10 protein-coding genes are annotated in these 13,327 nt (G+C 65.6%); 5 read left to right on the forward strand and 5 right to left on the reverse strand.

What is annotated here, in order from left to right; translation table 11 throughout:
- Positions 1 to 54 precede the first annotated feature (54 nt).
- The 5 genes from tsaE (at position 55) to trxA (ending at position 8,339) form a co-directional block, all read left to right on the forward strand.
- Positions 55 to 522: a tRNA (adenosine(37)-N6)-threonylcarbamoyltransferase complex ATPase subunit type 1 TsaE gene (tsaE, locus tag ACBR42_RS08485; protein ID WP_102325672.1), complete on the forward strand. Its 468-nt coding sequence runs from the start codon at positions 55 to 57 to the stop codon at positions 520 to 522.
- Complete coding sequence (locus ACBR42_RS08490; RefSeq protein WP_102325438.1) at positions 519 to 1,280, forward strand: nucleotidyltransferase family protein; 762 nt, start codon at positions 519 to 521, stop codon at positions 1,278 to 1,280. The genes tsaE and ACBR42_RS08490 overlap by 4 nt, the downstream gene beginning before the upstream one ends.
- Positions 1,277 to 4,333, forward strand: a complete 3,057-nt coding sequence (gene addB, locus ACBR42_RS08495; RefSeq protein ID WP_371207727.1) for a double-strand break repair protein AddB — start codon at positions 1,277 to 1,279, stop codon at positions 4,331 to 4,333. The genes ACBR42_RS08490 and addB overlap by 4 nt, the downstream gene beginning before the upstream one ends.
- Positions 4,330 to 7,935: a double-strand break repair helicase AddA gene (gene addA / locus ACBR42_RS08500; protein WP_371207728.1), complete on the forward strand. Its 3,606-nt coding sequence runs from the start codon at positions 4,330 to 4,332 to the stop codon at positions 7,933 to 7,935. Before addB ends, addA begins: the two co-directional genes overlap by 4 nt.
- Before the next feature lie 74 nt (positions 7,936 to 8,009).
- Entirely contained in the window at positions 8,010 to 8,339 is a 330-nt protein-coding gene (trxA, locus tag ACBR42_RS08505) for a thioredoxin TrxA (protein ID WP_102325441.1), read from the forward strand.
- A 24-nt stretch (positions 8,340 to 8,363) separates the two neighbouring features.
- Here trxA and hpnK read toward each other — a convergent pair whose 3' ends face one another.
- From hpnK to ACBR42_RS08530, 5 genes are all read right to left on the reverse strand, one after another.
- On the reverse strand, positions 8,364 to 9,218 hold the full coding sequence (gene hpnK / locus ACBR42_RS08510) for a hopanoid biosynthesis-associated protein HpnK (protein WP_371207729.1): 855 nt from the start codon (positions 9,216 to 9,218) through the stop codon (positions 8,364 to 8,366).
- Positions 9,219 to 9,296: 78 nt separating this feature from the next.
- Complete coding sequence (hpnJ, locus tag ACBR42_RS08515; RefSeq protein WP_102325443.1) at positions 9,297 to 10,721, reverse strand: hopanoid biosynthesis associated radical SAM protein HpnJ; 1,425 nt, start codon at positions 10,719 to 10,721, stop codon at positions 9,297 to 9,299.
- A 106-nt stretch (positions 10,722 to 10,827) separates the two neighbouring features.
- Positions 10,828 to 12,006 (reverse strand): bacteriohopanetetrol glucosamine biosynthesis glycosyltransferase HpnI, encoded by a 1,179-nt coding sequence (gene hpnI / locus ACBR42_RS08520; RefSeq protein WP_110547314.1) that lies wholly within the window; start codon positions 12,004 to 12,006, stop codon positions 10,828 to 10,830.
- 63 nt (positions 12,007 to 12,069) lie between these two features.
- Positions 12,070 to 12,732 carry an ABC transporter substrate-binding protein gene (locus ACBR42_RS08525; RefSeq protein ID WP_102325445.1) on the reverse strand — a complete coding sequence of 221 codons (663 nt, stop codon included), beginning with the start codon at positions 12,730 to 12,732 and terminating at the stop codon, positions 12,070 to 12,072.
- On the reverse strand, positions 12,729 to 13,327 hold a 599-nt coding region (locus ACBR42_RS08530), incomplete at its 5' end, for a transketolase C-terminal domain-containing protein (protein WP_371207730.1). The genes ACBR42_RS08525 and ACBR42_RS08530, both read right to left, overlap by 4 nt.

The following is a 13,327-nucleotide window of genomic DNA, read 5'->3' on the forward strand; positions in this document are numbered from 1 at the left end:
GGCACAATCATTGCATGAAATACAACCACGTAAGGGCCGGGAATCATGACGGGCATGCGTGACATTCCCCTGCCTGACGAACAGGCCACGGCAGCCCTTGGCCGCATGCTCGCGGCCCATCTGCACGCGGGCGACGCCGTGCTGCTGGAGGGGGATCTGGGCGCGGGCAAGACCACGCTTGCCCGCGCGCTGCTGCGCGCGCTGTGCGGGGATGCGACAATGGAGGTGCCCAGCCCGTCTTATACGCTGGTACAGGTCTATGAGGCCGCCGGGACCGAAATCTCGCATTTCGACCTGTGGCGTCTTGATGGTCCCGATGCGTTGCATGAACTGGGATGGGACGATGCGTGTGAAGGCGTCGTCCTTGTCGAATGGCCGGACCGTTTGGGCGCGCTGAAGCCCGATGGCGCGCTGCACATCCATCTGCTGCATGATGGTGCGGGCGGGCGCATCGCGCGGCTGGGCGGATGGGACGGACGGCTTGCATCGCTGGAAGCCCCACGGACAGGAGAGGCATCATGAGCGTGAACATTCCGGCCACCGCCATGGTCTTTGCCGCCGGTATGGGCCGGCGGATGCGACCGCTGAGCGAATCGGTCCCCAAGCCGCTGTTGCGGGTGGGCGGACAGCCGATTCTCGATCATACGCTTGACCGGCTGGAAAACGCAGGTGTGAAACAGGTGGTGGTCAACGCCCACTGGCAGCCCGATGCGATCCACAGGGCGCTGGCGGATCGCGCGGCCAGTGGCCGTGGCCCGCTGACGGTCGAACAGCCTGAACCCACCTTGCTGGAAACCGGGGGAAGTGCTGCCGCCGCCCTGCGTGCGGGGCGGCTGGGGCCGGATGCGTTTTACCTGATCAATGGCGATGTCATGTGGCTTAACGGCCCGGTTCCCGCCCTGCGGCGGCTGGCAGCGGCGTTCGATCCCGACACGATGGACGCCATGCTGCTGCTGGGCGCGATGACGCGCGCGGTGGGTGAAGTGGGGCATGGAGATTTCGCGGTTGATGCGCATGGCAGGCCGCGCCGCCCCCGCGCGGGCGAGATCACGCCTTACGTCTTTACCGGGGTGCAGATTGTCTCCCCCCGTCTGTTTGCGCAGGCGCCCGAAGGCGGATTCAGCATGAACCATCTGTGGGATCGTGCCATTGACGCGGGCAGGCTGGGCGTGATCGTGCATGATTCGCTGTGGTTCCACCTGTCCCGCCCCGATGATATCGCCGCTGCGGAACGCGCGCTGCATTCCGTCTTCAACCCGGATGTGGATAACGACATATGACCGCACGTGCCGCAGCCCCCGTGCGGGGCCGGGTGGCGGTCGTGCCGCCGCATGTGCCGTTTGTCGATCAGATTGCCGCGCGCTGGCTGGAGCAGGCCGGTCATGATCCGCAGGCATGCGGCAATGGCCTGATCCTGCTGCCCAGCCGCCGCGCGGGCCGTGCCCTGACCGAAGCCTTCGTGCGGCAGGTCGATGGCCGTCCCATCCTGCTGCCGCGCATCGCGCCGATCGGCGCGCTGGACGAGGCGTCGCTTGTCCTGTCCGGCCAGAACGCGCTGGACCTGCCGCCCGCCGTTGACCCCATGCGTCGCCTGGCCACGCTGACCCTGCTGGTGATGCAGGCGGGCAAGGCGTTTGGTGATGTGCAGGGCGTGGATCAGGCATGGCCACTGGCCCGTGCGCTGGCCGAACTGATGGACGAGGCGGAATGGGCCGAATGTGACCTGTGCGAACGCCTGCCCCACGCGGCGGAGGGGGATTTCGCGCAGCACTGGCACCAGACGCTGCAGTTCCTGTCCATTGTCACCAGTGTCTGGCCCGCATGGCTGGCGGAACAGGGGGTCATGAACCCCGTCGCCCGCCAGACCGCCCTGCTGCACGCGCAGGCCGCGCGGTGGCGTGATTCCCCGCCGCCGGCGGGTTATCCCGTCTGGGCTGCCGGTTTTTCCGATGCCGTGCCGTCCACCATCGTCATGTTGCGTGCGGTGCTGGACCAGCCTGACGGCATGCTGATCCTGCCGGGTGTGGACATGGAATGTGACGACGCCATCTGGCGGCACCTTCCGCCCGATCACCCGCAGGCGGGCACTGCCCATATGCTGGCGCAACTGGGGGTGGAGCGTGCCGGCATGGAAATATGGTCCAGCCTGCCGCATGACTGCGTGGCCAGCAGTCCGGTTTCCCGCGCCAGCCTGCTGTCGCGCGCCCTGCTGCCCGCCCATGCGCTGGAACGCTGGCGCGAACGCGACGTGCCGGTGGAAGCGGACGGCCTGTCCATCCTGCGCAGTGCCGACCAGCAGGAGGAAGCCGCCGCCATCGCCATGGTCCTGCGTCAGGTGCTTGAACGGCCCGGCAGGCGTGCAGCCCTTGTCACGCCCGATCGCGCACTGGCCGGACGTGTGGCGACGGAACTGGTCCGCTGGGGCGTGGTGGCGGATGACAGCGCGGGTGAAAGCATGCTCACCGTGCCCCAGACCGCCTTCCTGCGGCTGATCGTGCAGGCGGTGGATGGTGGCCTGTCGCCCGTGGCGCTGCTGTCGGCCATCAAGCATCCGCTGGCGGCCTGCGGGCTTTCGCCGGGAACATGCCGCGCCAGCGCCCGCCAGCTTGAACGCCTCGTGCTGCGTGGCCCGGCCCCGCCGCCGGGGATTGCCGGACTGCGTAGCGCGCTCCAGCGCGCGACGGAAGACCCGCATGGCGCACTGGCCGACGCGCCGGATGCGCCGGAAGAAATCAGCGCCTTCATCAACCGGCTGGAAACGGTGTTCGGCCCGCTTCTGGCCCTGCCGCGCGATACCATGGTGCCGGTATCCGTGCTGCTTGCGGCACTGGTCGAAACCGCGCAGGCCCTTGCCGCGACCGATACGGTGGATGGCGCCGAACGGCTGTGGGTGGGGGAGGAAGGCAACGCGCTGGGCCAGCATATGAGTGCGCTGCTGGCATGGTGCGATGTGCTGCCCGATTCCCGGCTTGGTGCGCTGGACGGGCTGCTGGCGTCATCGCTGGCGGGCATGACGGTGCACGGGCGTCGGGCGGTGCGTGGGCGCGACGGGATGACGGCGCATCCGCGCGTGTTCATATGGGGCCTGCTGGAAGCGCGGTTGCAGACGGCGGACACCATCGTCCTCGGCGGTCTGGTGGAAACCGTCTGGCCACCCGCGACCGATCCCGGACCGTGGATGAGTCGCCCGATGCGCACCCGCGTCGGCCTGCCCAGCCCGGAATGGGGGATTGGTCAGGCGGCGCGGGATTTCGTGTCCTGCGCGTGTGCGGCGGGGCAGGTCGTGCTGTCGGTCGCGGCCCGGCGGCAGGGCGCGCCAACCGTGCCCGCGCGGTGGCTGGTGCGGCTTGACGCCTATCTGGCGGGGCATGGGCGCAGCCTGCCCGCACATCCGGCGCTGCGCTGGCTGGACAGTCTGGACCGGCCGGAAGGGGGTGTAGCGACCCCGGTTTCCCCGCCACGGCCCTGCCCGCCCGTTGGCCTGCGCCCCCGCAGCCTGTCGGTGACGGAAATCGAGACATGGATGCGCGATCCCTACGCCATCTACGCGCGTCGCATCCTGCGCCTGCGCAGGCTTGCGGATCTGGAAGAACTGGCTGATGCCGCCGATTATGGCCAGATCGTGCATGCGGCGCTGGAACGCTGGTTCCGCGCCCATCCATCCGACTGGCCCGCAGGCGGGGCGGAACGGATGCAGGCGGTGTTTGCCGAGGTGCTGCGCGAGGCCGGGCTGCGTCCTGCCCTTGCCGCGTGGTGGGCGCCCCGGCTGGACCGTATCGCCGCATGGTGCGCCCGGACGGAGGAAGCGCGTCGCGCCACCGGCACGCCCCGCACGGTCCTGACGGAACTGAGCGGCCGGATGCGGCTGGAAGACCTGCCCGGTGGTCCGTTTACCCTGCGTGGCCGCGCGGACCGGATCGACCTGCATGATGGGGATGGGGGGCTTAGCCTGTTCGATTACAAGACCGGCACCCTGCCCCTGCGGCGTAGCGTGGTGGAAGGCTGGCAGTCCCAGCTTGTTCTGGAAGCGGCGATGATCGAATGCGGCGGATTCCCGCCCCCGGTTGCGGGTAGCGTATCGGAACTGGTGTACTGGCGGCTGACGGGGGGCCACGTCCCGGCGCAGGTGCTTGATGTCGCGCGGGGGGAGGAACTGGCAGAACTGATCGCCAGTTGCCGCGCGGGGCTGCGTGCGCTGGTCAGTGCCTATGACAATCCCGACCAGCCTTACCTGTCCCATCCCTTTCCGGGGGAAGAACCGCGCTTCGCCGATTATGCGCATCTGGCGCGGGTTGCGGAATGGAGCGCCGCGCGTGAGGAGAATGGCGGATGAACAGACCCATTCTGCCCCATGACAGCACGACGGATGCCATCGGCATCGCCAACCGCAGCCAGACACTGGCATCGGACCCGCAGGCTTCGGTATTCGTCTCGGCCTCGGCAGGAAGTGGCAAGACCAAGCTGCTGATCGACCGCCTGCTGCGCCTTATGCTGCCGCGCATCGTGCCGGATCGTGACGGCACGCCGACCCGCGTGCCCGGTAGCGATCCCGCCCGCATCCTGTGCCTGACCTTTACCAAGGCGGCGGCGGCGGAAATGTCCATCCGCCTGCAGAACCGGCTGGGACAGTGGGTCATGCTGCCCGATGAGGCGCTGGATACCGAACTGGCCCGCCTGTCGGTGCCGACGGGCGAGGAAAGCCGCCGTGTCGCGCGCGAACTGTTCGCCCGGGTGCTGGACCTGCCCGGCGGGATGCGCATTGGTACCATCCATGCGTTCTGCCAGTCGCTGCTGAGGCGCTTTCCCGTCGAGGCCGCCATCAGCCCGCATTTCACCTTGATCGAGGAAACCGATGCCCGTCTGGCCCAGCGCGCGGCGGTGGAGGATATCGTGGGGCGCGGCGGCGCGGCGGTCAGCCTGCTGGCGGGGCAGATCGGGGTGGGGGAATTCACCACGCTGATCGCAAGCCTGCAGGCCCAGTCCCGCCGTATCCTGCCACTGGCGCGCCAGTGGGTGGATGACCGCGGCAGCGTGGAAGCGGCGTTGATGCGGATGATGGGCCTGAGCGGACGCAGCGCGGATGAAGTGCTGCACGCCGCCTGCGCCACCATTCCCGATGAGGAAGCCCTGCGCGATGGCCTGCGTTTTGTCGCCAGCGCGGGATCGCCCAAGGTCCGGGTGCAGGCTGAAGCCATGCTGGCATGGCTGGGCAGTGATACGGCGGCGCGGGCGGCGGAGTGGACCGTATGGCGGCAGGCGCTTCTGACGCGCGAAGGTGCGCCGCGCAAGCGTGGTGGCCTGAATCCCAAAATCGACGCGGCGTGTGAAGGGCTGGCCGACATCCTGCTGGCGGAAGCGGACCGGGTGATCGGGGTTGATGCACAGCTTCGCGCCCTGACGGTCTTTGAACTGACCTGCGCGCTATTGTCTGTCGCCCAGCCCGTGCTGGAACGCTACGCCACGCGCAAGAGCGCACAGGGCATGGTCGATTATGATGACCTGATAGACCGCACGCTGGACCTGCTGCGCGATCCGGGTGCCGCGTGGGTGCTGTACAAGCTTGATGGCGGCATTGACCACCTGCTGCTTGATGAGGTGCAGGACACATCCCCCGACCAGTGGGCCATAGCCGGTGGCCTGACATCCGAATTCTTCGCAGGCGAAGGCACGCGGGATGAAAACGGGTGCCCCCGCACCATTTTCGCGGTGGGCGATTACAAGCAGTCGATCTATTCCTTTCAGGGTGCTGATCCCGAAGCCTTCCGCGCATGGCGGCAGCGTTTCCGCGACCGCGCGCAGGCAGCGGAAGCCACATGGCGCGAACCGGCGCTGACGGTCTCCTTCCGCTCCACAGCCCCCGTTCTGCAACTGGTGGATAGTGTATTCGCCAATCCCGCCGCCGCGCGTGGCGTGGTGGAACCGGATGGCTCCGTCCCCGCCCATGTCACCGCACGTCCGGGGCAGGGGGGGCGGGTGGAAATCTGGCCACCCGTGCCCGTCGTGGTGGATGAGACGGATGTAAGCCCGTGGATGGCCCCGCGCGACAATGCCGGACAGTCCACGGCGCAGCAGCGGCTGGCGGATACGCTGGCGGCATGGATCGCAGCAGAACTGCGGCGCATCCCTCCGCCGGGTGAAACCCCGCTTGCGCCGGGGGATGTGCTGATCCTCGTGCCGCGCCGTTCCGCGTTCGCGCGTGCGCTGATCCGTGCGCTCAAGAGCAATGACGTGCCCGTGGCGACGCTGGTGCGCACCGTGCTGACGGACCAGCTTGCGGTGCGGGATCTGATGGCGTTGTGCGCGGCCCTTCTGCTGCCACAGGATGACCTGACCCTTGCCTGCGTCCTGACCTCGCCGCTGGGCGGTCTGGATGACAGGTCGCTCATGGATCTGGCAACCGGGCGTGATGGACAGCCGCTATGGGCCGTGCTGCGCGCCCGCCATGCTGAGCGGCCCGACTGGTCGGCTGCATGGCATTGTCTCAATACCCTGTTCCGGCAGGTTGATTACGCAACGCCGTATCAGTTGCTGGCCGAAGCGCTTGGCCCGCTGGGCGGTCGTGCGCGTCTGCTGGCCCGTCTTGGCCCGGAAGCGGTGGAGCCGGTTGACGAACTGCTGTCGGCGGCGCTCCGTTTCGAGGAAACGCACGCCATTTCCCTGCAGGGGTTCCTGCACTGGCTCAATGCGTCGGATGAAACCGTGCGCCATGAACCCGATGCCTCGGCCAACATGGTCCGTGTCATGACCGCGCATGGGGCGAAGGGATTGCAGGCGCGTCTTGTGATCCTGCCCGATACGGTCGCGACCCCGCGTTCCGATACCGCCATCCTGTGGGAACGCGACCGGGCGACCAAACTGGATATACCGATATGGGTGCCCCGGCGGGAACTGGTTACGGACACCACCGCCAGTCTGCAGGAAAAGATCAGGCTGGCCGCGGCGGAGGAATATAACCGCCTGCTATATGTCGCGCTGACCCGCGCCAGCGACCGGCTGGTGGTGTGTGGGTGGGAACCGCGCCGGGGCATACCCGCTGGCTGTTGGTACGATCTGTGCCGTCAGGGCTTTACAGGTGCGGCAGCCACGGTCCAGCCCTTCGATCTGGGTTGGGAGGGTGAAAGTCTGGTGCTGGAGGAGGCACGGGCCATTTCACCCGCTCCCACGCCGCAGCCAGGGCACGGCACGGACAGCAGGGTAATGGCCCCTGATGTGACCCTGCCGGACTGGATGGGTCATGCCCCGCGCTGGCAGCCCGTCATGCCGGTGGTGGAGGGACCGCTTGCCCGTCCGCTGGCCCCCAGCCGCCCTGATGATATCGGCCTTGGCCCGCAGCCTGCCGTGCGTTCGCCGCTGCTATCGGCGGACATGGTCCGTGATCGCGCCGATACGGCCACCCGGCGGGCCCGTGCCCTGCAACGGGGGCAACTGGTGCATGCGTTGCTGCAGTACCTGCCTGATTGTCCCCCGGACCAGCGGGCGGAGCTGGCGCATGCATGGCTTTCCCGTCCGGCGGCGGGTCTGGAGCCTGCGCTGTGCGATGAACTGGTGACACAGGTGCTGGCGGTCATGGACCGTCCCGATCTGGCCGCCCTGTTCGCGCCCGGCAGTCGTGCCGAGCAGCCGCTGGCCGGTATCGTGGGGCAGCAGGTCATTGTGGGGCAGGTGGACCGTATGGCGGTCAGCGGGGGCAGGGTTACGGTCTGTGATTTCAAGACCAACCGCCACCCACCGGCGGAAGTCGGGCAGACCCCGGTGCTCTACCTGCGGCAGATGGCGGCCTATCGTGCGCTGCTGCGGGGTGTCTATCCGGGTCAGGAGGTCGTATGCGCGCTGGTCTGGACGGAAGGGGTGCGCGTTGACATCCTGCCGTCCGCCCTGCTGGACCAGAACGCGCCGGATGGGCCGTCGCGCACAAAGGGTGGAGCGCAGTCTTGACCGCGTGCGCGGGTGTGGCCATGTCAGTAGGATCAAGGGGGTGGCTTCATGCCACCGTAAAGGAGAAATAAGTGATGAGCGAAAACACGATTGCCGTCAGCGATGACCAGTTCAAGAAGCTTGTTCTGGAATCCAAGGAACCCGTTCTGGTCGATTTCTGGGCGGAATGGTGCGGGCCGTGCAAGATGATCGCCCCCGCGCTGGATGAAATCGGGGCGGAAGGCAAGGGCAAGCTGACCGTGGCCAAGGTCAACATTGATGAAAATCCCCGCACGCCCAACGATTACGCCGTGCGTGGCATCCCGACCCTGATCCTGTTCAAGAATGGTGCGCCGGTAGCGACCCAGACGGGTGCGATGCCCAAGAGCCAGCTCAAGGCATGGGTGCAGAGCAACATCGGCTGAGCCGATGGGATGTGGCCTGCGTCCCTAGCGGGCGCGGGCTACGTCCGTCCATGTTGTGGGTGTGGCGCCCGCATGCGCCAGTCCCGAGCGGAAACCCGGCGCGCAGAGCGTGCGGAATTCCGCTTCATGCTCATAGGTGGGCATGAGTTTCTGAAGCAGTTTATTCTTTGCCGTGGCCGGGTGGAAATAGATTTCCGACAGGCCATCAGGCAGGTGCGCGGCAAGGGCCGAGACACGTTCGGTGGTCATGTGACCACTCCATGCCAGTCCGAAGCACCAGTCATTCGTGACCATGCCCGCCTTGTGTAGCTGGTGGCGCAGCAGACCCGTCCAGCGGCGCAGCGCGGCATCGCCCAGCGTGTCGGTATAGGTTCCGGCGGCATACAGGGGCTTGGGTGGTTCCAGTGGCACGCGCACCGCGCGCAGCCCGTAACGCAATCCGCTTTCAATCAGGTAATGCCCCACGGTGGGATGCAGGTGCATGTGCTTGTGGGCATTGGCATGGTCCAACGCGAGTCCCGTTGCAGCAAAGGCGCGGAACTGGGCTTCGATCTCGGCGGCGAGTTCGCGGCGCACGGCGGGACGGAAAAAATACTCCACACCCAGCTTCAACTGGTCGGAGGGGAACTGCCCATCCTGCGGCACCAGCAGCGGAATGTCGGCAGGGGGCAGGGTGGCCGGTCCCTCGATTGCAACCAGATGCAGCCCCACGCGCAGGTCCGGCAGTTTTTTTGCCCGGCGCACGGCGTCGGCTGCGGCGGGGCCGGATACCATGAGACTCGCGGTCGACAGCAGCCCGTCCCGATGGGCAATCTCGATCGCCTCGTTGACTTCTTCGGACAGGCCGAAATCATCGGCGGATATGATGACGCGCTTCATGGTGGAAAACCGGGTGGCTTGAAAAAAGAAATGCCGGAACCCGAAGGTCCCGGCATGGGATGACGCAGACTGGCCGGATCAGGCGGCGCGGCGTTCGCGCAGGAACTGGAAGAACTCCACCCCTTCGCGCAGGCGGCGCTTCATCATCTGCGGGCTGCGGACCATCTCGTTCAGGATCGACATGATCTTGGGCGCACGGAAATAGAACTTCCGGTAGAATTCTTCCACGCTCTGGAAGATTTCGGTGTGCGACAGGTGCGGGTAGTGCAGCGGTGCGATCTGCACGCCGTTATCGTCGATCAGTTCGGCGTTCTTTTCATCCAGCCAGCCATTCTCGGTCGCCTGCTGGTGCAGGAACGTGCCGGGATAGGGCGCCGCGAGCGAGACCTGCAGCGTGTGCGGGTTGATCTCGGTGGCGAAGCGGATGGTTTCCTGAATGGTTTCCTTCGTCTCGCCCGGCAGGCCGAGGATGAAGGTGCCATGGATCTTGATGCCGAGTTCGTGGCAGTTCTTGGTGAACTCACGCGCCGTTTCGACGCGCATGCCCTTCTTGATGTTGTGCAGGATCTGCTGGTTGCCGCTTTCGTAACCGACCAGCAGCAGGCGCAGGCCGTTGGCCTTGAGCACTTCCAGCGTCTTGCGGGGCACATTCGCCTTGGCGTTGCACGACCACGTCACACCCAGCTTGCCCAGTTCCTTGGCGATCGCTTCCGCACGCGGCAGGTCATCGGTGAAGGTGTCGTCGTCGAAGAAGAATTCCTTCACCTGCGGGAAATACTGCTTGGCCAGACGGATTTCCGCCGCCACATGCTCGGGGCTGCGGGTGCGGTAGTGGTGGCCACCCACTGTCTGCGGCCACAGGCAGAAGGTGCAGCGCGACTTGCAGCCACGGCCCGTATAGATCGAAATATACGGGTGCATCAGGTAACCGATGAAGTAATCTTCAATCTTCAGGTCACGCTTGTACACTTCGGTCACGAACGGCAGGCTGTCCATGTCCTCTATCATCGCGCGGTCGCGGTTATGGACGATCTTGCCATCAGCATCGCGCCAGGAGATGCCATCGACATCCTTCCAGTCGCGGCCTTCCGCCATTTCCTTGATGGTGAAGTCGAATTCGTTGCGCGCCACGAAGTCGACCGGCGGGGCGTTGAGCAGGCTTTCTTCCGGCTGGACGGCAACCTTGGCGCCAACCATGCCGATCTTCACCTTCGGGTTCGCGTCCTTGAGCATCTGGGCCACGCGCACATCCGACGCAAAGGACGGGGTGGAGGTGTGCATGATGACCAGGTCACGGTTGCGCACGTCTTCCAGAATGGGCTCCATGCCCATGCGCGCGGGCGGTGCGTCAATCAGGCGGCTGCCCTCGACCATGGCGGCGGGCTGCGCCAGCCATGTCGGATACCAGAACGACTTGATTTCCCGCTTGGCCTGATAGCGGGAACCGGCTCCACCATCGAATCCATCAAACGAAGGCGGCTGGAGAAAGAGGGTCTTCATCATGCTACGCGTATCCTCGGGTTCTGGCGGGGAACGGGGTTCCCTTAATACCCGTTCTTATTAACGACAGGGTTGGTATCTTACGGCAGTCTGGCCTGCCGGCGGGGGGTCAGTCACCGGGGGAAGCCGGCTGGGATCGTGGTGTCATAACCGAATGTGGCGTGACATGCATCGTCTGTCCGCGCCAGGCAACCCGTGTGCCTGTAACGCTGCCAACCATTACGGCGGCCGAGATCCAGTCCCGCAGGGGCAGCAGCAGTAACGGCAGCAGGCTGCGTTGCGCCAGCGTCCGGTCCAGGATGAAGGAACATACTGCCCGCCATCCCCACACACCAAGGAAGAAAAACCATGTCCAGGACGCATGTGGCGCCAGTACCATGGCGACAGTGGCCCAGAACAGGGGAAGCTGGATGGCCGATGCGGCGTAGCCCACCGGTTCCAGTGTCTTGACGGTCCGGCCCCAGCGCAGTTCATGCGCCAGCACCTCCCGCATTGAGGTCTCGCCCACCGTCGTCCATGTCATGCATGCGGCGATGGCGATATCCTTGCCCTGTTCACGGACATAGCGGCCCAGGATCGCATCATCGGCCACATGCGGCACGAGGGCGGCAAGGCCACCGATCTTCTCCAGCATGGACCGCCGCAGCGCCATGGTCGCACCAAGACAGTCCTGCCGCCCGAGATAGCGCGACAGCATCACGCCGGGCAGGAAGTTGTGGTTGATCTGGCACGCGGCCAGCAGGCGCGGCACGCTGGACGATGCCGGAAGCCCGGCATACAGCGTGGTGACCAGCCCTACATCGGGTGGCACCAGCGCGCCGACCACGTGACGCAGGTAGTCGGGGGCGACGTGGATATCCGAATCGGAAATGACCAGCACATCATGTTCCACGCAGGTCATGATGTTGATCAGGTTGCCGATCTTGCGGTTGACGCCATGGAAGGTGGGATCGATCACCAGTTTCATGGGCACGTCCGGATGGCGTTCCATCAGGCGGCGCACGATCGGTATGGCGGCATCATTTTCGTCCTGCACGCCAAAGACGATCTGCATGTGCGGATAGTCCTGCGTACAGAAGCTTTCAAGCGCCTCCTCCAGCAGCGGTTCGTCGCCGTGGAGGGGCTTGAGCACGGAGACCGGTGGCATGGGCACCGACCGGTCCACCCGTTTTTCCTGCCAGCGGAAACGCGAGACCAGAAAAGTGCCTAGCGCTGCCTGCATGCACCCGGCGGCCGCAATGGTTGCGGCCAGTCCGGCGGGTGAAACAAGAGCGTTGAAAACAGACATTATCTTTCCGGCAAGGTCCCGCGTATGGAGCGAATCAGAAAACGGTATCGGAGAGTTGTGATATCACTCTTCCGAGAATCTCTGGATCTTCTTCTTTAACAGATCCGTCAGTTTCTGCACATTGCCACCCGCCAGCGCGGAACTGAAATCGGCGCGCTGGGCCGCGACCTGGCTGATATGGGCGTTGAGCAGCACGTCAACGATCTGCCATCCCTTCGCACCGGAACGCATGACGTAGTTGATTTCCGTGCCGTTCGGGTCATCGGAGGAGCCGATTCGTGTTATAACAATGCGCTCCCCATCCACGGGGGAAGCCGTCACGCCGGGGTCGATGGTGAAGCGCGCGTCGCTGCCCGGCTTGAAGCTGGAGACGTAGCGGGCGATCGTGAACTGGCGGAACGTGGACAGCAGAAGCTGCTTCTGGTCATCGGGCAGCCCGGCATAGCGGGGGCCGACGGAGGAGGCGAGCACAGCCTGCATGTCATATGCGCGGTCGATGGCGGGGGCCAGTACCTGCGCGCGCTGTTCGAACGAACCGGCGCTCTTGGCCTGAATCCGGTCAAGCGCCGCATATAGCGACTTGATCGGTTCCTGCACCTGCGCGTCGGTCGCGCTGGCGGCATGGGCCACGTTGATGGGGAAGACGGCCGGAATGACGGGCGCCGCCATAAGCCCGGCGCAGAGCGCCAGCGAGGTGGTTTTCAGGACATATTTCATAATGTTCATGATTTCGGTCCGTTTGCTGTCTTTAGCAAGGGCTGCGTCATGCTGATTCCGACACCCAGCGCATCAAGGGCGGTATTGGTGATTGCCGCCGCATCCAGCCCTGCCTCGATATATTGTGCATCCTGCGTGTTGTGGTCGATGAAGCGGTCGGGCAGGGTCATGGGGCGGAAGCGGACACGGTCAAGCAGGCCGGTTTTCGCCAGATGCGTCATGACATAGGACCCGAAGCCACCGACCGATCCTTCCTCGATCGTGATCAGCACGGCGTGATTGCGCGCAAGCTGTTCGATCAGGGCGGTATCCAGCGGCTTGGCGAAGCGGGCATCCGCCACCGTGGGCGACAGGCCCTGGGCTGCGAGCATGTCGGCGGCCTTCAGCGCCTCGGCCAGACGCGGGCCAAGCGACAGGATGGCGATGCCGCCCTGTTCCGGTCCGGACTGGCGGCTCATTTCCCGCACGATCCGGCCCCGCCCGATCTCGAGGATCTCGCCCGCCGCGGGCAGGTCGAGGCCCAGCCCGTTGCCACGCGGATAGCGCAGCCCGATCGGGCCTTCGTCAAACGCGACCGCGGTTGCGGTCATGTGCAGCAGTTCCA

The sequence above is a fragment of the Komagataeibacter sp. SM21 genome (genome assembly GCF_041402665.1).
Classification (GTDB): domain Bacteria; phylum Pseudomonadota; class Alphaproteobacteria; order Acetobacterales; family Acetobacteraceae; genus Komagataeibacter; species Komagataeibacter saccharivorans.

Coding starts and splice junctions, on each gene's coding strand:
- hpnJ (WP_102325443.1), bottom strand. CDS start 10,721: ATGATGAAGACCCTCTTTCTCCAGCCGCCTTCGTTTGATGGATTCGAT.
- hpnK (WP_371207729.1), bottom strand. CDS start 9,218: ATGAAGCGCGTCATCATATCCGCCGATGATTTCGGCCTGTCCGAAGAA.
- ACBR42_RS08490 (WP_102325438.1), top strand. CDS start 519: ATGAGCGTGAACATTCCGGCCACCGCCATGGTCTTTGCCGCCGGTATG.
- addA (WP_371207728.1), top strand. CDS start 4,330: ATGAACAGACCCATTCTGCCCCATGACAGCACGACGGATGCCATCGGC.
- addB (WP_371207727.1), top strand. CDS start 1,277: ATGACCGCACGTGCCGCAGCCCCCGTGCGGGGCCGGGTGGCGGTCGTG.
- hpnI (WP_110547314.1), bottom strand. CDS start 12,006: ATGTCTGTTTTCAACGCTCTTGTTTCACCCGCCGGACTGGCCGCAACC.
- tsaE (WP_102325672.1), top strand. CDS start 55: ATGCGTGACATTCCCCTGCCTGACGAACAGGCCACGGCAGCCCTTGGC.
- ACBR42_RS08525 (WP_102325445.1), bottom strand. CDS start 12,732: ATGAACATTATGAAATATGTCCTGAAAACCACCTCGCTGGCGCTCTGC.
- trxA (WP_102325441.1), top strand. CDS start 8,010: ATGAGCGAAAACACGATTGCCGTCAGCGATGACCAGTTCAAGAAGCTT.